We start from the raw sequence: 19,524 nt of genomic DNA, 5'->3' as shown, positions 1-19,524 counted from the left end.
CATGTCGACCGTTTCCTGGATCACCGCGCGCGGGCTGTTCGGCCGGCGCCGGTTCCTGCTGCTGCTCCCGCTGCCCGCGCTGCTGCTGGTGCTCGCGATCGTCTCCCGTTCGCTCGGGGTCGACCCGGGCCAGTGGGGGCCGCCGGTGCTGGTTGGGCTCGGGCTGGCCGTGGTGCTGCCGGTGGTCGCGCTGATCGTCGGCACCGGGGTGCTCGGTGCCGAGATCGACGACGGCACGGTGGTGCACATCCTCACCAAGCCGCTGCCGCGCTGGCAGATCGTGCTGCCCAAGCTCGCGGTGGCGACCGGGGTCAGCGCGGCCACCGTCGCCGTCCCGCTCTACGTCGCGGGCGTGCTCGCCGATTCGGTACGCCTCGGCCTGGGGCTCGCCGCCGCGTCGGCGCTGGGCGCGCTGGCGTACTCGGCGCTGTTCCTGGTGCTCAGCCTGCTGACCCGGCGGCCGGTGCTGCTCGGGCTGGTCTACGTGCTGATCTGGGAGGGGCTGCTCGGCCGGTTCGTGGACGGCACCAAGGTGCTCTCCATCCAGCAGTGGGTGATCGCCATCGCCGACCGGATCGCCCCCACCGAACTGCTCGGCACCACCGTCTCCGTGCCGGTGGCCGCGGTGCTGACCGCCCTGGTGGCGATCGGCTCCACCATCCTGGCCATCGACCGCCTCCGCTCGTTCAGCGTGGCCGGCGAGACGAGCTGACCGCCCACCGCCGCCCCACCCTCCCCGGGGCGGCGCCGTCCGCCCGCCGAGGCCAACCCTCGGCGGGCGGACCTGTCTCCCGCCCCGCCCACGCTCCCCGCTGGCCGCCCGCCGTCGGCGGAGGCCACTACTTCATGGAAAGAGTGGCCTCGGCGCTGCTGATGGCCACTCTTTCCATGAAGTAGTGCGATCTTGGGCAGGCGCAGGCGCAGGCGCAGGCGCGGGCGCGGGCGCGGGCGCGAGCGCGGGCAGGGGGCAGGGGGCAGGGCGGGGATCAGAAGGCGCAGGCGACGACGAGTTCGGGGGTGCGGTCGGGGAGCAGGTCGAGCTTGGCGATCCGGCCCGCCGCCCGGAGGTCGTCGGCGACCAGGGTGAGCTGGTCGAGCTGGGCGGCCGGGCCGAGCACCTCGGCCAGTGGCACGTCCGCCTTCATCGACAGCTTCCGTTCCGACTTGGCCCGGCGCACCTGGCCCAGCGCGTCCGCGGCCAGCCGCAGCAGCTGCGGGTCACCCGGTCCCTGGGTGGCCCGACCCACCTCGTAGGTCGTGGGCCACGGCGCGCGGTGGACCGAGCCGTACCGCCACCAGGACCAGACCTCCTCGGTGACGAAGGGCAGCACCGGGGCGAACAGCCGCAGCTGCACCGAGAGCGCGGTGGCCAGCGCGGCCCGCGCCGAGTCCGCCCCCGGCCCGGCGCCGTAGGCGCGCTCCTTCACCAGCTCGATGTAGTCGTCACAGAACCGCCAGAAGAACGCCTCCGTCGCCATCAGCGCGGCGGTGTGGTCGTACCCGTCGAAGGCGGCGGTCGCGGCGGCGACCACACCGGACAGTTCGGCGAGCATGGCGGTGTCCAACGGCTCGGTGGCCGACAGCTCCAGGTCGCGGCGCGGCGTCAGACGCGCCGAGCTGGAGTTGTTGTACGGCGCGCGCAACGCGTCGGCGGCGCCCAGCCCGAGCGCGAACCGGGACGCGTTGAGCAGCTTGGTGGCGAGCCGCCGCCCGACCTTGATCTGCGCCGGGTCGAAGGCCAGGTCCATCCCCGGCTTGCCGCTGGCGGCCCAGTATCGCACCGCGTCGGAGCCGTGCTGCACCAGCAGGTCCATCGGGGTGACCACGTTCCCCTTGGACTTGGACATCTTCTTGCGGTCCGGGTCGAGGATCCAGCCGGAGAGCACCGCGTCGCGCCACGGCAGCACGCCGTGCTCCAGGTGGGACCGGACCGCGGTGGCGAAGAGCCAGGTACGGATGATCTCCTGCCCCTGCGGCCGCAGGTCCATCGGGAAGACCCGGCGGAACAGGTCCGGGTCGGTCTCCCAGCCACCGACGATCTGCGGGGTCAGCGACGAGGTGGCCCAGGTGTCCAGCACGTCCGGGTCGCCGACGAAGCCGCCCGGCAGCCCGCGCTGCGCCTCCTCGTAGCCGGGCGGCGGCTCGCCGGACGGGTCGACCGGGAGCATCGACTCGTCCGGTGTGAGAGGGTGGGTCCAGTCCGGCTCGCCAGCGTCGTCGAGCCGGTACCACACCGGCACCGGCACACCGAAGAAGCGCTGCCGACTGACCAGCCAGTCTCCGGTCAGGCCGCCCACCCAGTGCTCGTAGCGGTGCCGCATGTGCTCCGGCACCCAGCGCAGCTCCCGGCCGCGGGCCAGCAGCTCGTCGCGCAGCTCCGGGTCGCGCCCGCCGTTGCGCAGGTACCACTGCCGGGTGGAGACGATCTCCAGCGGCCGGTCGCCCCGCTCGTAGAACTTCACCGGGTGGGTGATCGCGCGCGGCTCGCCCACCAGGTCACCCGCGTCGGCCAGCAGTTGCACCACGGTGCGCCGGGCGCCGTTGACGGTCTGCCCGGCCAGCGCCGCGTAGGGCTCCGCCGGCACCCCGGCCGGCGGCTCGGGCAGCAGCCGCCCGTCCCGGCCGATCACCACGCGGGTGTCGAGCTGCAGCTCCCGCCACCAGGTCACGTCGGTCAGGTCGCCGAACGTGCAGACCATCGCGATGCCCGTGCCCTTGGCCGGGTCCGCCAGCGGGTGCGCGCGCACCGGCACCTCGACCCCGAAGACCGGGGTACGCACCGACGCGCCGACCAGATCCGCGTACCGCTCGTCGTCCGGGTGGCAGACCAGCGCCACGCAGGCCGGCAGCAGCTCCGGCCGGGTGGTGTCGATCAGCACCTCGCGCCCGCCCGGGCCGTGGAAGCGCAGCCGGTGGTACGCGCCGGGCCGCTCCCGGTCCTCCAGCTCGGCCTGGGCCACGGCGGTGGCGAACCCGACGTCCCAGAGCGTCGGCGCCTCCGCCTGGTAGGCCTCGCCCCGGGCCAGGTTGCGCAGGAACGCCCGCTGGCTGGTCGCCCGGGCCACCCGCCCGATCGTGGTGTAGGTCAGCGACCAGTCCACCGACAGCCCGAGTCGCCGCCACAGCGCCTCGAAGACCTGCTCGTCCGCCGTGGTGAGCTGCTCGCACAGCTCAATGAAGTTGCGCCGGGAGATCGGGGCCGGGTCCTTGCGGGCCGCCTCGCTCACCGGCGTGGCCGGCGGCTGCCACTCCGGGTCGTACGGCAGGGCCGGGTCGCAGCGCACCCCGTACACGTTCTGCACCCGCCGCTCGGTGGGCAGGCCGTTGTCGTCCCAGCCCATCGGGTAGAAGACCGTCCGGCCGCGCATCCGCTGGAACCGGGCCACCGTGTCGGTGTGCGTGTAGGAGAAGACGTGTCCCATGTGCAGTTCGCCGGATACGGTCGGCGGCGGGGTGTCGATCGCGTACACGTCCGAGCTACGACCATCCGCGCTCGGCGCGTCTGACGCCGCGCCGCGACCCCGGACAGCCGCCTTCGAGCGGTCGAACGCGTACGTGCCCTCCTCCTGCCAGCGGCGCGCCCAGGTCTCCTCGATGCCGTCCAGGGTCGGACGCTCGGGGACGCCGGCGCGGGCTGTCCTCGCCGTATCGCTCATCGGTTGATGCTAGGCCGCGGACCGGGGCGTGGCGACGCGATTCCGCCGCGCGCCGCTGGCGGGCCTGGTCGGCCCGCCAGCGGCCCGGGTCAGGGGCGGGTGTTGAGCGGGAACGGGCCCTGGGTGGCCAGTTGCAGACCGAGGGTGCCACCGGTGCGCGCGTTGACCCGGTCCAGGATGGTCGACACCGGCGCGTAGTGGTTCTGCTCGTTCGGGTTGGTGCACGGGCCCGAGCCGTCGTCGCCATAGGAGAGGATGCCGAGCGCCTTTCCGTCGGCCTCGGTGAACAGCGGGCCGCCGCTGTCCCCCGGGCGGGCGCAGATCCGCACGTCGATGCCGCCGCTCGCCGTGCCGAGGACCTCGCCGCACCGGGTGCCGGGCAGGTAGCCGGCCCCGGCGCCGGAGTCGACGTACACCTCACCGGGCTTCGGGGTGTAGGCCGAGCCCGTCGCGCACACCACCCAGCCTGCCTTGACGTCGGTCACCCGCACGAGCCCGGTGACCGCGACGTCACGACTGCTGGTGCAGCGCGGGTTGTCCTTGACACACCAGTAGTTGACCAAGCTGGGCGTCGAGCCGGTCTTCCGCCGCGGGTATGCCCAGTCGTCGATGGCGCCGTTCTGGTACGGCATGATCGCGTAGTCGGCCGGGTAGGCGTTCTCGGCGAGCACCGGTGCGGTCGACTCGATGCCGACCCGGACCTTCGGCCCGAGGTACTGGTGCCAGGTGCGGTCGACGTGCTGGTGCGTCGGGCTCACGACGCAATGGCCGGCGGTCAGCACGTAGGGCACCCCGCCCTTGCCCACCACGTTGAAGCCGGTGGTGCAGCCGCCGACGGTGCCGTTGTCCCGGGGCACGTCCAGTCGGATCCCGCCGCGCATCGGGGCCTGAGCACAGTAGCGCGGGTCGCAGGCCTTCTCGATGGTTCCCTGCGCCACCCGGGCCTGGGCCCGCGCCGGTACGCCGGCGGCGGCGAGCGCGTCGGCCAGCCGGGCGTCCTGCGCGTCGAGGCCGCCGCCGGTGAGCACCACGACCTCGTTGGCCCGCTGGTCGACGACGACGTCGGTGCCGGCGGTCACGTCGAGCGCGCGGGCGAGCCGGGCTGCTGCGCTGGTGAGCCCCGCCAGCGAGTGGCGCACCGGCACCACCCGCAGGTGAGCGGCGTCCGGCTCGGTCGCCACCGCCGCCCGCACCACCTCCGGACGGGTCGCGCCGATGGTGAGAAGGCCGCCACCGGCCTGGTCGAGCCACATGCCCCCGTACTCGGCCGGGAACCGGTCGGCCAGCCGGTCGGCGAGCGGCGCGGAACGCTCCTGCAGAGCCAGCCGCCGGGCCGCCTCGGCCGATGAGATCCGGTAACGCCCGGCCAGATAGGCGATCGAGGCCGGGGCGACCTCGGCCAGGTCTGCGGCGCTCCGGCCGCCCGTCTTGCCGCTTGTCGGGCCGGTCCGGACGGGTGCCGGACGGTCGCTGGCAGGAGCCGACGGCGTGCCGGAGCCGGTAACGGCGTGGGCCGAGCCGTCCGTTGACGCGGGGTCGGTCGCCTGAGCCGCGGCAACTGTCCCGGTCGATGGCCCGCGGTCACCGTCCCCTCGGACGGCCAGCGCGACGCTGCCGCCCGCGATCGTGCTGGCGATTGCCAGCCCAACGATGATCATGCGTGGTCGTGTCCGCACGCCGCGCCCTCCCCGTGTGTTCGGCGATGCCTGATCGGCGGAATCGACGGCCGGGCGGGGATGTGTGTGGTCCGTCCGGCGCAATGGCGGCCGATCGACGAGCCGCCAGTCTAGCCAGAGCGCACCGGTTCGGGCTGTCCCGTCGCCGGGCCGCCATTCGCGGGCGGGGCGCCGGCGCGCCACCCGCTGTCGACTCGACGGCCGGGCGGGAGCTGCCGGCCCGGCCACGCCGTCGGCGTCGCCGAGCGGGTCGACAATCGCTGAACCCGCTCAGATCAGCGAGTCGCGCCACTGGCGGTGCAGGGCGGCGTACCGGCCGCCGGCGGCGGCCAGCTCGGCCGGGGGGCCGTCCTCCACGATCCGTCCGCCGTCGAGCACCAGCACCCGGTCCGCGATCTCCACCGTGGACAGCCGGTGCGCGATCACCAGCGCGGTGCGATCCCGCAGGATGCTGCCGAGCGCCCGCTGCACCAGGCGCTCGGTCGGCACGTCCAGCGACGAGGTCGCCTCGTCCAGGATCAGCACCCGCGGATCGGCCAGGAACGCGCGGGCGAACGCGACGAGCTGCCGCTGCCCGGCGGAGAGTCGGCCGCCGCGCCGGTGCACGTCGGTGGCGTACCCGTCGGGGAGCGCGGCGATGAAGTCGTGCGCGCCGATGGCCCGGGCGGCGGCTTCCACGGCCGCGTCGTCGGCGTCCGGGCGGCCGAATCGGATGTTCTCCGCCACCGAGCCGCTGAACAGGTGGTTCTCCTGGGTCACCAGCACGACCGCCCGGCGCAGCTCGGCGTCGGCCAGGTCCCGCAGGTCGACCCCGTCGAGGCTCACGGCGCCCGTGTCCGGGTCGTGGAACCGGGCGACCAGCTTGGCGATGGTGGACTTGCCCGCGCCGGTCGGCCCGATCAGCGCGACCGTCTGGCCGGCCGGCACGGCCAGCTCCAGCCCGGCGAGGATCGGCGCCTCCGCCCGGTAGCCGAAGGAGGCCGACCGGAAGACCACGGCACCTCGGCCGCAGCCGGCGGGTAGTGGCACCGGCCGCTCCGGCTCGGCCACCGCCGGCCGCTCGTCGAGCACCCCGGCCAGCTTCTCCAGCGCGGCGGTGGCCGACTGCAACGCGTTGTAGAACTGGCTCAGCTCCTCCATCGGCTCGAAGAACCGGCGCAGGTAGAGCAGGAACGCGGCGAGCACGCCGACCTCGGTCCGGCCGCCCAGCACCCGCCAGCCGCCGTAGCCGAGCACCACTGCCACGGTCAGGTTGCCGATCATCCGGATGCCCGGCGAGTAGACCGCGATCAGCCGGAACGCGTCCAGGCTGGCCTGCCGGTAGTCGTCGTTCACCGCGGCGAAGATGCGCTGGTTGCGCGGCTCCCGCCGGTACGCCTGCACCGCCCGGATGCCGCGCAGCGACTCGACGAAGTGCACGATGACCAGCGCCACCGCCTCCCGGGTCCGCCGGTACGCCCCGGCGGAGGCACGTGCGAACCAGCGGGACAACCAGAACAGGAACGGGAAGGCGAGCAGGGTGGCCGCGGCCAGCGGCAGGTCCAGCCAGAGCAGGATGCCCGCCACCGACAGCACCGACAGCGCGGCCATCACCAGCTTGTCGATCCCGCCGTCGACCAGTTCGGCGATCGAGTCCAGATCGCTGGTCAGCCGGGACACCATCCGGCCGGAGGTGTAGCGCTCGTGGAAGCCGACGTCGAGGCGGAGGAAGTGGCCGTACACCCGCTGGCGGAGGTCGAGCAGGACGGCCTGGCCGATCCGGGCGGCGAGGGTGAGGAAGCCGCGCCGGGCCGCGTACTCGGTGCCGGTGGCGATGACGAAGGCGGCGGCGACGGCGACCAGCGGGCCGGCGTCGCCGGCCCGCAGCGGTCCGATGCCCCGGTCGATGCCCAGCATCACCAGGTACGGGCCGGCCATCGCGGCGGCGTTCTGGAGCAGCAGCAGCGCCACGGCCCAGCCGAGCCGGCGCCGGTGCGGGCGGAGCAGCCCGCGCAGCAGCGCCCGGCTGCGGGCCCGGAGCCGGGCCACCGCCTCCGGGGTGGCGACCTCGGCCCGGCTGCGGTCGGCGTCCGGGTCGGTGGCCCGCCCGCGCCACCGGGACAGGTCGAGGCCGTCGTCCCGTGGTCGGCCCGGGGCGGGGCCGCCGTCCCGACCTCGGCGCGGGGCGGAAGCGCCACCGCGGCGCGGCCTGGGTACGCGGAGCGGACCATCTGCCCCACTCACGAGTGCACCAGGCCGACGTCGTCCGGCCGCCGCTCCGGCGCGGCGGAGAGCACCGCCCGGTAGGCCGGCACGCCGGCCAGCAGTTCGGAGTGGGTACCGACGGCGACGATCCGCCCGCCGGCGAGCAGGGCGACCCGGTCGGCGAGCGCCACCGTGGAGGGGCGGTGCGCCACCAGCAGGGCGGTAGTGTCCCGCAGGACCCGGCGCAGCGCCGCCTCGACCAGCGCCTCGGTGTGCACGTCGAGGGCGGAGAGCGGGTCGTCGAGGACGAGCAGCGCGGGTCGGCCGAGCACCGCCCGGGCCAGCGCCAGCCGTTGCCGTTGCCCGCCGGAGAGGGACAACCCCTGCTCGCCGACCCGGGTGGCCAACCCCCACGGCAACTCGTACGCGAACTCCGCCTGGGCCAGCGTGAGCGCGGCCCGGACCTCGTCCTCGCCGGCGTCCGGCCGGCCCAGGGTGAGGTTCTCCCACACCGACATGGAGAACAGGGTCGGCTCCTCGAACGCCATCCCGACCAGCCGGCGCAGCGAGCCGAGCCGCAGGTCCCGCAGGTCGTGCCCGTCGAGGGTGATCCGGCCGCCGGTCACGTCGTGCAGCCGGGGGACCAGCGACAGCAGCGTGCTCTTGCCGCACCCGGTGGCCCCGACCAGGGCCAGCGTCTCGCCCGGTTCGACGGTCAGGTCGACCTCGCGCAGCACCGGCGCGGTCGTACCGGGGTAGCGGAAGGTCACCCGCTCGAAGCTCAGCCGACCGCGGACGTCGGCACGGTCCAGCGCCCGGGCATGCGGGGCGTCCACGATGGTCGGCGGGGTGTCCAGCACCTCCTGGACCCGGTCGGCGGCGGTCGCCGCCTCCTGCCCGTTCGCGATGATCCAGCCGAGCGACTGCACCGGCCAGACCAGCATGAGCTGGAGGCTGACGAAGGCGACCAGTTCGCCGATGGTGAGCACGCCCCGGGCGGCGGCCGCCGCCCCGGCCACCAGCACCACCCCGAGGGTCAGGTTGGGGACCAGGTCGAACAGCGCCGCGGTACGCGCCAGCAGCCGCGCCTTGCCGATCCCGGTGTCGTGCAGCCGCCGGGCGCCGCCGGCGAACCGGGCGGCCAGCTCCGGCCCCCGCCCGTACGCCCGCATGGTGCGCAGGCCCTGCGCGGTCTCCTCGACCAGCGTGGCCACGTCGCCCTGCTGGTCCTGCATCCGCCGGGACGCCGCGTGGTAGTGCCGGGCGAACCGGCGGCTGATCAGGAACAGCGGCACCGCGCTGACCGCCACCAGCAGGCCGAGCCACGGGTGCAGCCGGATCAGCAGCACCACCACGGCGGCGTAGGTGACCAGGTTGAGGACCAGGAAGAGCAGGCCGAAGGAGAGGAACCGGCGGATCACCGACAGGTCGCTGGTGATCCGGCAGAGGAGTTGGCCGGACTGCCAGCGGTCGTGGCAGCCGGCCGGGAGCCGTTGCAGGTGGGCGTAGACGTCGGCGCGGATCGCCGCCTCCATGCCGACCGAGGACGACGACTGGGTCCACCGCCGGATGAAGATCAGCACCGCCTCGGCCACGCCGAGCAGCAGGACGAGGGCGCCGAGCCGGAACAGCCCGGCCGGGTCGTGCCGGGCCACCGGCCCGTCCACCACCCGCTGCACGACCAGTGGCACGGCCAGGCTCGCCGCCGTGGCGGCCACGGCGGCGAGCAGCAGCCAGGCGAACTCGGCCGCGTACGGCCGCAGGTAGGGACGCAGCCGCCAGAGGTTGCGCAGCGGGGGGTGAGGCGCCGAAGGGTTGCCGTCGCTGTGCGCAGGCACTACGCGACGGTAGCGGCAGGGTGCGACGGTAGCGCTGTCAGCTAGCCGTCACCCGTCCCTCATGCCCGAGAAGCCATTTCTTCACGTCCAGCCCCCAGCGGTAGCCGCCGAGCGTGCCGTCGGTGCGCAGCACCCGGTGGCAGGGGACGAAGAGGGCGGCCGCGTTGCGGGCGCAGGCCGCCGCGGCGGCGCGGACCGCGGCCGGCCGTCCGGCCAGCTCGGCGAATCCCGTGTAGGTCACCGGCTCACCCGGCTTCACGTCGCGCAGCACCTGCCAGGCGTGCGCCAGGAAGATGCCGTCGGTGTGCTGCGCCACCGGGACCGGGTCGATCGCGGTCAGGTCACCGTCCAGATAGGCGCGTACGGCGGTGGTCACCGGACCCAGTTCGGCGCGGTCCCGCAGCTCGCCGCGCAGGCTCGGGTGCATCAGCGGGACCAGGCCGGCCGGCTCGGCGGTGAACCCGGCCGCGCGTACCGCCCCGTCGGGTCCGGCGAGGACGCTCAGCGGGCCGACGGGGGTGTCGATGACGGTGCTGTCCAGTGTGGTCATGCTGCTCTCCAGAGTCGGATCACCGCGTACGACCGCCAGGGGCGCCAGCGGTCGGCGTACGCGTCGAGGTTCTTCGGGTCGTCGGGCAGGCCGAGCGCGGCGGCGCCCCGGCGTACGCCCAGGTCGGTGGGGAGGAGGACGTCGGGGTCGCCGAGGGCACGCATCGCCACGTAGCCGGCCGTCCACGGGCCGATCCCGGGCAGGGCGGTCAGCCGCCGTACGGCTTCCTCCCGGTCCCCGCCCGGCGCCAGGTCCAGCGACCCGTCCGCCACGGCCCGCGCCACCGCCCGGATCGTCTCCCGCCGCGCCCCCGGCATCCGAAACCCCTCGTCCCCCACTGAGAGGACCTCCTCCACCCCCGGAAACGCCCCCAGCCCCGCCCCCCGTTCGTGTTGATCAAGATGTTCGCGTCCGGCAGGGGCTGTCTCCTCGACGCAAACTTCTTGGTCAACGCGGCCCTGCCGCACGGCGGCGAGGAGGTGGGTGAGGGTGGTGCGGGCGGACTGGAGGGAGATCTGCTGGGTGGTGATGGCACGGACGGCCATCTCGAAGCCGTCGACGGCGTGCGGGAGTCGGACGCCCGGTTCCGCCCGGACCGCCGGGGCGAGGGCGGGGTCCTCGGCCAGGGTGCCGTCGACCGCGACCGGGTCGGCGTCCAGGTCGAGCAGCCGGCGGCAGCGGGCCACCGCGGGGGCCAGGTCACGCATGTCGGCCAGGCGCAGCGTCGCGGCCACGTGGCCGTCGGCCGGAGTCAGCGCGACCGTGCCGGCTCCGTGCGGCAGCCGCAGCCCCCGGTGGTACGTCCCGTCGCGTACCTCCTCCACCCCGGGCAGCGCCCGCAGCGCGAGGAAGTCCAGCAGCGCCGCCGCGTGCAACGGCGGACGGTACGCCAGCCGCAGCGTGATCGTGCCCGCCCCGCCCGCTGCCGGCCGTCCCGCTCGGCTGACCCGCAGCTCGGACGGCGTCGCCCCGTACACCTCCCGGACCGTGTCGTTGAACTGCCGGACGCTGCCGAAGCCGGCGGCGAACGCGACCTCGGCCAGACCGAGGCCGGTGGTCTCGATGAGGATCCGGGCGGTCTGGGCGCGCTGCGCCCGGGCCAGCGCGAGCGGCCCGGCGCCGAGTTCGGCGCGGAGCATCCGGTGCAGGTGCCGCTCGGTGTAGCCGAGCCGGGCGGCCAGCCCCGGTACGCCGTCCCGGTCGACCACCCCGTCCGCGATCAGCCGCATCGCCCGCCCCACCACGTCGGCCCGGACGTCCCACTGCGGTGACCCGGGGGCGGCGTCGGGGCGGCAGCGACGGCAGGCCCGCAGGCCGGCGCCCTGCGCCGCGGCGGCGGACGGGAAGAACCGGACGTTCTGCCGTTTCGGCGTCATCGCCGGGCAGGACGGCCGGCAGTAGATCCCGGTCGACGTCACGCCGGTGTAGAACCAGCCGTCGAAGCGCTGGTCACGGCTGTCGACGGCCCGGTAGCACCGTTCGAAGTCCAACTCCACGCCATCGATCCTGCCTCGCAGGTCCAGCCCCCGGCTGGCGGGATTCGGACGTGGCCGTACCCCCGCTCCGCCCCCCTCCCCGCCAGCCGGCACGCCCCTTCCGCGCCTGCCCTGTCGATCATGAGGTTGGCGGCAGCCCGGGAGATCCACTTCGCCGTCAACCTCATGATCGACCGAGCCGAACGAGGGCGCGGCGGGCAGGGGGGACCGCCGGGGGTGTGGGGGAGAGGTCAGGGGTGTGGGCTGGGCGACGGGGCGGGAGCGCTGGGTGAGGGGACGAGGGTGCTGGTCGGGCCGGGCCCGCTGGGCGACGAGACGGGGCTGCTCGGCGAGGGGGCGGCCGTGGGCGTCCCGGGGCTCGGGGAGGGGACGGCCGTCGGGGCGGACGGCCCGCTGGGGGAGGGAACGGCGGTCGGGGCGGACGGCCCGCTGGGGGAGGGAACGGCGGTCGGCGTGGGCGGCCCGCTCGGGGAGGGGGCGGCGGTAGGGGCTCCGGCCGGCGTGGTGGCCGCCGGCGGGCGCGGGGCGGCGGGGCCGGGCGCCTCCTCGCCGGCCGCCGCGAGCGCGAGCGGCGCGGCGACGAGTACGGCGGCTACGGCCCCCGCCACGCTGAGCGCCGCGGTGACGCGCCTGCTGTTCCGGGCCCGGTGTTCCGCCGGGATCAACTGGTCCTGCACGGTGGGTGCCTCCTCGGCCAGGTCGGAGAGGGTGGCGCGGATGAGATCCTCGAACGGCGTGGTCACAGCCGTACCTCCAGGAGTTCGACGTCCGGCAGGAGCTGCCGCAGCCGGCTCACCGCCCGGTGGGTACGGCTGCGTACCGTGCCGACGGTGCAGCCCAACACCTCGGCCACCTGGGTCTCGGTGAGGTCCTCGTAGTAGCGCAGGACCAGCACCGTGCGCTGGGCCGGCGGCAGCCGTCGCAGCGCCGCCCGCATGGCCAGGCGTACGTCCGTCCCGCCGCTCGGGTCCGGCTGGACCGCCTCGTCCGCCCCGGTGAGCGCCGTCTCCCGCCGCCGGCGCAGTCGGCGCCACCAGCTCACCTGCTCCCGGTACATGACCGCGCGCAGGTACCCCTCGGGGTCGGTGTGCCGCAGGGTCCGCCACTTCGGGATGGTCCTGGCCAGCGCCGACTGGAACAGGTCCTCGGCGGCGTGCCGGTCGCCGGTGAGCAGGTACGCGACCCGCATCATCGCCGGCGTGCGGTTGACCACGAACTCGGCCAGCCGGGCTCGGTCGTCCTCGTCCACGCACCCTCCCGCGCTTTGTCTGTCAGGGATACAGACGCCCCAGCTCAATCCAGCTATCCCTGACGCGGCAACGGTTTTCGGCGCCGAAAGTGTCGGTAGTGGTCGGTACGGTCCCGCCAACCAACTCAAGAAGAGGGTGCGGGGAGATGGCGAGCGTGGCCGGGCGAGGTGCCCGCTGATGCGGTCGGGGCGGATTCGGGTGGATCGCGCGGTGGTGCAGGGCTTCTACGACCGGATGCGGGTGGTGGCGCCGGCCGCGTACGGCGCGATCGAACGGGACCGGGCGGACGACCCGGGGCGGGCCTTCGCCGAGACCGCCTGCGGCCGGCTCGTCGGCTCGCTCGACCCGGCGGGGCTGCGGGCGCTCGGCATGTGGGCGCACCACTGGTGCATGCGCTTCTACGACGACGACACCCGGGTGGGACTGCGGCTGGTCCGGGAGATCGCCGGCCGGGCCGGGCTGGGCTGGACGGTCGACGAGGTGCGCTGGCTGCTCGACCAGTCGTACGCGGCCGGCCCGGCCGCCGCACACCGGTTCACGCTGCCGCTCGCCGCCGCGGCCGAGTTGCCGCCCGGGGCGCTGCCGGATCGGAGCGGCGAGGCGCCGGACTGGCCCCGTCTGCTCGCCGGTTGAGCGCCGGCCTCGCCTCCGCGGCGGACGCGGGCCGGCCGGCCCCCGCCCGGGACGCGGCCCCCGCAGCGGACCCGGGCGCGGCAATCCCCGCAGCGGACCCGGGGGCGGTGGGCGTGAGCCGGCCCGACGGTTCGCCCGGGCGGGGCCGGCCCGGTAGCTGACCGAGCACCATCGCGGCGACCGCCACCGCGAAGCCGACCAGCTGGAGCGGGCTGAGTGCCTGCCCGAGCACCAGCCAGCCGAGGGCGGCGGCGGTCAGCGGGCTCAGCGCGCCCAGCACCGACACCCGGGTGACGGGCAGTCGTGCCGCGCCCCGGAACCAGAGCGCGTACGCCAGGGCGGTGCCGACCAGCCCGAGCCAGGCGTACCCGAGGAGGGCGGGCCGGTCCGGCGCGGGCGGCGCACCCTCGACGGCGGCGGCGACCGGCAGGATCAGCAGGCCGCCGGCGACCAGCTGCCAGCTCGTCGCGGTGAGGGTGCCGACGCCGGCCGGCCGCCCCCAGCGGCGGGTGAGCACCAGCCCGGTGGCCATCGCGGCGGTGCCGGCGAGCCCGGCCGCCACGCCGAGCAGGTCCAGGCCGGCGCCGGGCCGCAGCACCACCAGTGCGACGCCCAGCGGCGCGGCCAGCGCGGCGAGCAGCGCCGGCCGGCCGGGCCGCGTGCCGAGGGCGGCCACCGTGAGCGCGACGACCAGCAGGGGCTGGGTCGCGCCCAGCACCGCTGCGGTGCCCCCGGGCAGCCGGTACGCGGCGACGAAGAGCAGCGGGAAGAAGGCGCCGATGTTCAGCGCGCCGAGCAGGGCGGCGCGCCACCACCAGGCGCCGTGCGGTCGGTGGCGGGTCAGGGCGAGCAGCAGCAGCCCGGCCGGCAGGGCCCGGTACGCGCCGGACCAGAGCGGCCGGTCGGCCGGCAGCAGCTCGGCGGTGACCAGGTAGGTGGTGCCCCACGTGGTCGGGGCGACGGCGGTGAGCGCGACGTCGGTCCAGCGGCGGTGCATGGCGACCCTCTTCCCTCGCTGCTAAGTAGCTTAGAGCTAAGCTAATCAGTGTCGAGTGAAGAAGGAAGTGCGAGGTGCGGCACAATCCCTCCGTGGCAGCGGACGACGTGGACGTCATCGTCGAGCAGTGGCGCCGGGAGCGGGCCGGCATGCGGCCCGAGCCGATGGCGGTCTTCGGTCGCATCTACCGGCTGGCCCGCCTGGTCGGCGACGGCCAGGAGAAGGTGTACGCGGGCTGGGGGATCAGCCGGGGCGAGTTCGACGTGCTCGCCGCGCTGCGGCGCGCCGGCGACCCGTACACCCTGGCACCGAAGGCCCTGAGCGCCTCGCTGATGCTGACCTCCGGCGGGATGACCGGGCGGCTCGACCGGCTGGAGCGGGCCGGGCTGATCCGCCGATCACCCGACCCGGAGGACCGTCGGGGCCTGCGCGTCACCCTCACCGACACCGGCCGTCGCCTCGTCGAGGAGGCCGCCGACGCCGGCCTGGAGGTGCAGCGGCGCCTCCTGGACGCCCTCCCGCCCGCCGACCAGGAACGCCTCGCCGACCTGCTCCGCGCGCTGCTGGCCGCCGCCGAGACGGGTCGCTGACCCGGGCGGGCGGCAGGTGCCCGGGCCGGTGGCGCAGGATGATCGGAGATCGCCACGCCACCGACCGGGAGGACTTCATGCCGGCTGCCGAACCGACCATCGTCGCCACCAGCACAGGCTTCAGCAGCCGCCGCCGCGGCCCCTGGGACGCGCAGCCCGGGCCGATCTTCGAGCTGATGGCCGAGCTGGCGGACGCCGGCCCCGCGCCGCGGATCTGCTACCTGAACCAGGCCGTCGGCGACCAGCCCACCTCGTTCAGCGTGTTCTACGGCGCGTTCGCCGGCACCCGGTTCCGCCCCTCCCACCTGGCCCTGTTCCCGATGCCCAACGTCGAGGACATCCGGGCCCACCTGCTCGCCCAGGACCTCATCTGGGTCGGCGGCGGCAGCGTCGCCAACCTCTGCGCGGTCTGGCGGGTGCACGGCCTCCAGGACATCCTGCACGAGTGCTGGCAGGCCGGGGTCGTGCTGGGCGGCGTCTCCGCCGGGTCGATCTGCTGGCACCTCGGCGGAGCCACCGACAGCTACGGCCCGGCCCTGCGGCCCTTCACCGACGGCCTGGGCTGGCTCCCGTACGGCAACGGGGTGCACTACGACAGCGAGGGGCAGCGCCGGCCGCTCATGCACAAGCTGGTCGGCGACGGCACGCTGCCGACCAGCCACTGCACCGACGACGGGGTCGGGCTGGTCTACCGGGGCACCCGGCTGGCCGAGGCGGTGGCGGACAAGGAGGGCGTCGCCGCCTACCAGGTGAGCCGGGAAGCGGACGGCAGCGTCCGGGAGACCCGGATCGAGCCCCGGCTGTTGACCGCGCAGCCCTCCTGAGCCCGGCCTGCCGGGCAGGCCCGGCCGGGCACGGAGTCCCTTTTCGCTCGGCGGCGGGCCTGCCTGTCCGGGACGGGCGGCGAACCGCGTAAGCTGGCTCGTCGTGAGTCTCACCATCGGCATCGTGGGCCTGCCCAACGTCGGCAAGAGCACCCTGTTCAACGCGCTGACCAAGAACGACGTGCTCGCGGCGAACTACCCCTTCGCCACCATCGAGCCGAACGTCGGCGTGGTCGGGCTGCCCGACGAGCGGCTGACCAAGCTCGCCGAGATCTTCTCGTCGCAGAAGGTGCTGCCGGCGCCGGTCTCGTTCGTCGACATCGCCGGCCTGGTGCGGGGTGCCTCCAAGGGCCAGGGCCGGGGCAACGCGTTCCTCGCGAACATCCGCGACGCCACGGCGATCTGCCAGGTGGTGCGCGCCTTCTCCGACCCGAACGTGGTGCACGTCGACGGCAAGGTCTCCCCGGCCGACGACATCGAGACGATCAACACCGAGCTGATCCTGGCCGACCTGCAGACCCTGGAGAAGGCGCTGCCCCGACTGGAGAAGGAGGCCAAGCTCCGCAAGGACCGGGCCGCCGCCGTCGAGGCCGCGAAGAAGGCCGTCGACCTCCTGGACAGCGGCGTCACCCTGTACGCGGGCGCGGCCGCCGCCAAGATCGAGCTGGAGCACCTGCGCGAGCTGCACCTGCTCACCACCAAGCCGTTCCTCTACGTCTTCAACGTCGACGAGGCCGAGCTGGGCAACGCCGAGTTCCTCGACGAACTGCGCGCCCTGGTCGCCCCGGCCGAGGCGGTCTTCATGGACGCCAAAATCGAGTCCGAGCTGGTGGACCTGCCCGAGGAGGAGGCCCGCGAGCTGCTGGAGTCGATCGGGCAGTCCGAGCCGGGCCTGGACCAGCTCGTCCGGGTCGGCTTCCGGACGCTCGGGCTCCAGACGTACCTGACGGCCGGCCCCAAGGAGGCGCGGGCCTGGACCGTCCCGGTCGGCGCGACCGCGCCGGAGGCCGCGGGGGTCATCCACAGCGACTTCCAGCGCGGCTTCATCAAGGCCGAGGTGGTCTCCTACGACGACCTGGTCGCGGCCGGATCGATGGCGGCGGCGAAGGCCGCCGGCAAGGTCCGGATCGAGGGCAAGGAGTACGTCATGCAGGACGGCGACGTCGTGGAGTTCCGCTTCAACGTCTGACGGCATCCATTGGTCCGGGCGGCTCCAGGTGCGTGACGGCGGTGATCCGTGCGGTCACCGGGAGGGCTCACCGGACTCGACGAGCCGGGCGAGGTTTGCCAGCGCCATGCGGGTACCGGTCTCGTTGTCGGCAGCGGGGATGCTGTCGGGGATCCCTTCGTGTACGACAAGGACGTCGGTGCCGCCGTCCGCATCGGTGAGCGTGGTGGTCATCGTCATGGTGCCGCCGAACGCGGGATCCGCGGTCTCGAACTCGAACACCTCGACCACCTGCTCGTTCGGCACGAGCTTGAGGAACCGGCCGTGGTAGGTGTCGGTGCGGGACGTCGACTTGCCGGTGCCTTCCGTCGTTTCGTAGGTGAGCGAGACGCGGAATGCGCCACCTTCGTGGGCTTCGAACTGGTGGACCTGGCCCCTCATGCCGGAGGGAACCCGCCACCTGGCGATCGCATCGCCATCCACCAGCGCCCGATAGACGGCGGGACGCGGGGCCTTGACATGCTGAGAGACGCGCGTCGAATACATACGGTCAACGTACTGCCCGCATGCGCCGCGGACCGGGAGCTGATCGTCCAGTCGGGCAACGTGGTCCTCAGACCTGAAGGTGGGCGCGGATCTTCCGGGCCAGGGCTGACTGGGTGCCGTCATCGACCGCGAGCACGCCGTTCTCGGCCATGAGTGCGTGGAACTGCTGCTGGTGATAGGGCACGCCGGGCGGTAACGGCGCGAGGTGCCAGTGGAGGTGGGCGTTGCCCTGCCGGCTGCCGAGGCTCATCGAGTACATCCGCTCGGTCGGCAGGGTCGCCGCGAGCGCCGTGGCGACCGCGTGCACGACGCCCTGGAAACCCTGGAACTCGTCCTGCCGCATGTCCTGCACCCAGCTCTCGATGTGCTGCTTCGGCGCGACGAGACAGTAGCCGAGCAGCGTCGGGTTGCGGGCGAGGAAGGCGATGGTGTCGTCGTCCTCGTAGACGACGTGGTGCCGGTAGTCGGGGTCACCGCGCACGAAGGCGCAGACGAAGCAGGGACCGAACCGGACGCGACGTCCGTACCGTTCGAAGTCGAACGCCGTCTTCGCCGGCTGACCATCCATATCGGCAGCCTAGGTCCACACAGCGGCTCTGAGGTACGTGTCAGACTCCACAGCGTGGTGACGGAGGAGCGGTCCCGGGAAGTGCGTTCGATGGTGGATCTGGTGACGGGGTGGGCGGCTGAGCGCGCGGACGTCGCTGGGGTGGTGGTCGTGGGCTCCTGGGCACGCGGGGCCGCGCGGATGGACTCCGACGTCGACATCGTGGTCCTGACGGACAACTCAGGTCACGCCGAGGCGGGCGTCTGGGCGGGTCTGCTCGGTGGTGAGGTCGTCCGGTTGGCCGAGTGGGGCCCGCTCCAGGAGATCCGCCTGCGGCGCCCGTCCGGGTTTGAAGTGGAGCTGGGCATCGTTCCGGTGAGCTGGGCGGACACCGACCCGGTCGACGCAGGCACCCGCCGGGTCATGCGGGACGGACACCGCATCGCGCATGACCCGGCCGGTGTGCTGGCCGCGCTGTCGGCGGCGTGCCGCACAGCGTGACGCGAAAGGAGGCCTGGTCCCGCAGCTCAAGCGGCTCCGTGTGATCATGGCCCGGTGAACCTCACCCGGCTCGTCGCACTCGAGGATGCGCCAGTCCTGGCGGAGTTGCTCCGCCTCAACCGTGACTTCCTCGCACCATGGGAGCCGCTCCGGGGCGAGGACTACTTCACGGCGGACGGCCAACGCGCCGTCCTCCAGGCCGATCTCGCGCAGCACGCGCAGGGCTCGAAGTTGCCGCACGTCATCCTGGACTCCGGCAACGTAATTGGCCGCATCACGCTGAACGGCATCGTGCGGGGCCCGTTCCAGTCGTGCAGCCTGGGCTACTGGGTGAGCGCCAGCCACAACGGCCGTGGCTTTGCGACCCGGGCAGTACGGGAGATCGTGCGGGTGGCCTTCGAGGAGTTGGGCCTGCACCGGGTGCAGGCGGAGACGCTGCTGCACAACGTCGGGTCGCAGCGCGTGCTGAAGCGCAACGGGTTCCTGCCCATCGGTGTCGCCCCGACATACCTCAACATCGCCGGCGAGTGGCAGGACATGGCCCTGTTCCAAGTGGTGAACAGCTCCTGGTCACCCAGCTGAGCCCGGTCGGCCCGGCCCTGACCGGCGTTCCGCCCTACTCGTCCTCGATCACTGGTTCAGCCCACGCCGCGTGCCCGAACTCCCACACCCAGGTCACCTCGTCCAACCTGCCGAGGGACAGGTCGACGGCGGCAGCGATCAGGTGCCGCCCGGCGGGCACGATGGCGACGCGCTGCCGGATCCGTTTCGCCTGCCGGATGCGATACCGCAGGCCCTCGATATCCACGACACCGCATTCGTCGCCCGGCTCGTCGACCGAGGACGACTCCACCGTCACCGACCAGCCTTCCTTGCCGGCCTTGTAGCACCAGACCTCGAAGGCGCGCTGCTTACCGTCCTGCTCCGACACCCGGGCGATGATTTCGATCGGGTCGGTGCGGTTGTCCATCCTCATCCCCTGCCGGCCGGTGGAGAACGCACCTTAACCGCCTTCGCCGTTGGTTGTCCCTCCGGCGGGGGAGGGCTCCGCCCCCACTGGAGGGAGTC

At 73.9% G+C, this 19,524-nt stretch carries 18 protein-coding genes and 2 pseudogenes; 7 read left to right on the top strand and 13 right to left on the bottom strand.

The features are described from left to right. Position 1 precedes the first annotated feature (1 nt). Positions 2-712 (top strand): ABC transporter permease, encoded by a 711-nt coding sequence (locus tag ACFYML_RS00190; protein WP_073834812.1) that lies wholly within the window; start codon positions 2-4, stop codon positions 710-712. A 274-nt stretch (positions 713-986) separates the two neighbouring features. Here the strand turns inward: ACFYML_RS00190 and valS are convergent, their stop codons facing one another. The 9 genes and pseudogenes from valS to ACFYML_RS00145 all read right to left on the bottom strand — a co-directional run bounded on the left by valS (position 987) and on the right by ACFYML_RS00145 (position 12,649). Continuing rightward, positions 987-3,656: a valine--tRNA ligase gene (gene valS / locus ACFYML_RS00185; protein ID WP_387418560.1), complete on the bottom strand. Its 2,670-nt coding sequence runs from the start codon at positions 3,654-3,656 to the stop codon at positions 987-989. An 89-nt stretch (positions 3,657-3,745) separates the two neighbouring features. Further along, entirely contained in the window at positions 3,746-5,314 is a 1,569-nt protein-coding gene (locus tag ACFYML_RS00180; RefSeq protein WP_387418559.1) for a trypsin-like serine protease, read from the bottom strand. Positions 5,315-5,602: 288 nt separating this feature from the next. Beyond that, positions 5,603-7,435, bottom strand: a complete 1,833-nt coding sequence (locus tag ACFYML_RS00175; protein WP_387419002.1) for an ABC transporter ATP-binding protein — start codon at positions 7,433-7,435, stop codon at positions 5,603-5,605. Between the two features lie 116 nt (positions 7,436-7,551). Then, positions 7,552-9,354 carry an ABC transporter ATP-binding protein gene (locus tag ACFYML_RS00170; RefSeq protein WP_387418558.1) on the bottom strand — a complete coding sequence of 601 codons (1,803 nt, stop codon included), beginning with the start codon at positions 9,352-9,354 and terminating at the stop codon, positions 7,552-7,554. Between the two features lie 37 nt (positions 9,355-9,391). Then, a complete protein-coding gene (locus ACFYML_RS00165; protein WP_387418556.1) occupies positions 9,392-9,904 on the bottom strand; it encodes a methylated-DNA--[protein]-cysteine S-methyltransferase in 513 nt (170 codons plus the stop codon). Then, a pseudogene (locus ACFYML_RS00160) lies at positions 9,901-10,281 on the bottom strand (DNA-3-methyladenine glycosylase family protein); the annotation flags it as partial. The pseudogene ACFYML_RS00160 and the gene ACFYML_RS00165, both read right to left, overlap by 4 nt. A gap of 95 nt (positions 10,282-10,376) precedes the next feature. Further along, a pseudogene (locus tag ACFYML_RS00155) lies at positions 10,377-11,400 on the bottom strand (bifunctional transcriptional activator/DNA repair enzyme AdaA); the annotation flags it as partial. Positions 11,401-11,630: 230 nt separating this feature from the next. Continuing rightward, positions 11,631-12,143: a hypothetical protein gene (locus ACFYML_RS00150; protein ID WP_387418555.1), complete on the bottom strand. Its 513-nt coding sequence runs from the start codon at positions 12,141-12,143 to the stop codon at positions 11,631-11,633. Continuing rightward, positions 12,140-12,649 carry a SigE family RNA polymerase sigma factor gene (locus ACFYML_RS00145; protein WP_387418554.1) on the bottom strand — a complete coding sequence of 170 codons (510 nt, stop codon included), beginning with the start codon at positions 12,647-12,649 and terminating at the stop codon, positions 12,140-12,142. The genes ACFYML_RS00150 and ACFYML_RS00145 overlap by 4 nt, the downstream gene beginning before the upstream one ends. 178 nt (positions 12,650-12,827) lie before the next feature. Here ACFYML_RS00145 and ACFYML_RS00140 point away from each other — a divergent pair, with 178 nt between their 5' ends. Then, positions 12,828-13,283 carry a hypothetical protein gene (locus ACFYML_RS00140; RefSeq protein ID WP_387418553.1) on the top strand — a complete coding sequence of 152 codons (456 nt, stop codon included), beginning with the start codon at positions 12,828-12,830 and terminating at the stop codon, positions 13,281-13,283. Here the strand turns inward: ACFYML_RS00140 and ACFYML_RS00135 are convergent. Continuing rightward, positions 13,186-14,280, bottom strand: coding sequence for an EamA family transporter (locus ACFYML_RS00135; RefSeq protein WP_387418552.1), 1,095 nt, complete (start codon positions 14,278-14,280; stop codon positions 13,186-13,188). The two genes, ACFYML_RS00140 and ACFYML_RS00135, sit on opposite strands and share 98 nt — an antisense overlap. Positions 14,281-14,372: 92 nt before the next feature. Here ACFYML_RS00135 and ACFYML_RS00130 point away from each other — a divergent pair, with 92 nt between their 5' ends. The 3 genes from ACFYML_RS00130 (at position 14,373) to ychF (ending at position 16,883) form a co-directional block, all read left to right on the top strand. Continuing rightward, positions 14,373-14,870 carry a MarR family winged helix-turn-helix transcriptional regulator gene (locus ACFYML_RS00130; RefSeq protein ID WP_387418551.1) on the top strand — a complete coding sequence of 166 codons (498 nt, stop codon included), beginning with the start codon at positions 14,373-14,375 and terminating at the stop codon, positions 14,868-14,870. A 77-nt stretch (positions 14,871-14,947) separates the two neighbouring features. Then, positions 14,948-15,694, top strand: a complete 747-nt coding sequence (locus ACFYML_RS00125) for a Type 1 glutamine amidotransferase-like domain-containing protein (RefSeq protein ID WP_387419001.1) — start codon at positions 14,948-14,950, stop codon at positions 15,692-15,694. Between the two features lie 103 nt (positions 15,695-15,797). Continuing rightward, entirely contained in the window at positions 15,798-16,883 is a 1,086-nt protein-coding gene (ychF, locus tag ACFYML_RS00120) for a redox-regulated ATPase YchF (protein ID WP_357446444.1), read from the top strand. Positions 16,884-16,937: 54 nt separating this feature from the next. Here ychF and ACFYML_RS00115 read toward each other — a convergent pair whose 3' ends face one another. Together ACFYML_RS00115 and ACFYML_RS00110 are read right to left on the bottom strand one after the other, a co-directional pair. After that, the gene (locus ACFYML_RS00115) at positions 16,938-17,408 is read right to left on the bottom strand and encodes an SRPBCC domain-containing protein (RefSeq protein WP_387418550.1); all 471 of its coding nucleotides are present in this window, start codon (positions 17,406-17,408) and stop codon (positions 16,938-16,940) included. Positions 17,409-17,475: 67 nt separating this feature from the next. Next, positions 17,476-17,976 carry an HIT family protein gene (locus ACFYML_RS00110; RefSeq protein WP_387418549.1) on the bottom strand — a complete coding sequence of 167 codons (501 nt, stop codon included), beginning with the start codon at positions 17,974-17,976 and terminating at the stop codon, positions 17,476-17,478. A gap of 90 nt (positions 17,977-18,066) precedes the next feature. Here ACFYML_RS00110 and ACFYML_RS00105 point away from each other — a divergent pair, with 90 nt between their 5' ends. Continuing rightward, positions 18,067-18,456, top strand: coding sequence for a nucleotidyltransferase domain-containing protein (locus ACFYML_RS00105; RefSeq protein ID WP_387419000.1), 390 nt, complete (start codon positions 18,067-18,069; stop codon positions 18,454-18,456). 54 nt (positions 18,457-18,510) lie between these two features. Then, positions 18,511-19,038, top strand: coding sequence for a GNAT family N-acetyltransferase (locus tag ACFYML_RS00100; RefSeq protein ID WP_387418547.1), 528 nt, complete (start codon positions 18,511-18,513; stop codon positions 19,036-19,038). 34 nt (positions 19,039-19,072) lie between these two features. Here the strand turns inward: ACFYML_RS00100 and ACFYML_RS00095 are convergent, their stop codons facing one another. Next, positions 19,073-19,426 carry a hypothetical protein gene (locus tag ACFYML_RS00095; protein WP_387418546.1) on the bottom strand — a complete coding sequence of 118 codons (354 nt, stop codon included), beginning with the start codon at positions 19,424-19,426 and terminating at the stop codon, positions 19,073-19,075. Positions 19,427-19,524: the final 98 nt, after the last annotated feature.

This window comes from Micromonospora sp. NPDC007230, assembly GCF_042869115.1.
Classification (GTDB): Bacteria; Actinomycetota; Actinomycetes; order Mycobacteriales; family Micromonosporaceae; genus Micromonospora.
This window is presented reverse-complemented; position numbering and strand designations above follow the sequence as displayed.

Excerpts from the sequence above, each read along its gene's own strand:
- ACFYML_RS00190 (WP_073834812.1), top strand. The coding sequence starts at position 2 with ATGTCGACCGTTTCCTGGATCACCGCGCGCGGGCTGTTCGGCCGGCGC.
- valS (WP_387418560.1), bottom strand. The coding sequence starts at position 3,656 with ATGAGCGATACGGCGAGGACAGCCCGCGCCGGCGTCCCCGAGCGTCCG.
- ACFYML_RS00180 (WP_387418559.1), bottom strand. The coding sequence starts at position 5,314 with ATGATCATCGTTGGGCTGGCAATCGCCAGCACGATCGCGGGCGGCAGC.
- ACFYML_RS00165 (WP_387418556.1), bottom strand. The coding sequence starts at position 9,904 with ATGACCACACTGGACAGCACCGTCATCGACACCCCCGTCGGCCCGCTG.
- ACFYML_RS00140 (WP_387418553.1), top strand. The coding sequence starts at position 12,828 with ATGCGGTCGGGGCGGATTCGGGTGGATCGCGCGGTGGTGCAGGGCTTC.
- ACFYML_RS00135 (WP_387418552.1), bottom strand. The coding sequence starts at position 14,280 with ATGCACCGCCGCTGGACCGACGTCGCGCTCACCGCCGTCGCCCCGACC.
- ACFYML_RS00125 (WP_387419001.1), top strand. The coding sequence starts at position 14,948 with ATGCCGGCTGCCGAACCGACCATCGTCGCCACCAGCACAGGCTTCAGC.
- ACFYML_RS00115 (WP_387418550.1), bottom strand. The coding sequence starts at position 17,408 with ATGTATTCGACGCGCGTCTCTCAGCATGTCAAGGCCCCGCGTCCCGCC.
- ACFYML_RS00110 (WP_387418549.1), bottom strand. The coding sequence starts at position 17,976 with ATGGATGGTCAGCCGGCGAAGACGGCGTTCGACTTCGAACGGTACGGA.
- ACFYML_RS00105 (WP_387419000.1), top strand. The coding sequence starts at position 18,067 with ATGGTGGATCTGGTGACGGGGTGGGCGGCTGAGCGCGCGGACGTCGCT.
- ACFYML_RS00095 (WP_387418546.1), bottom strand. The coding sequence starts at position 19,426 with ATGGACAACCGCACCGACCCGATCGAAATCATCGCCCGGGTGTCGGAG.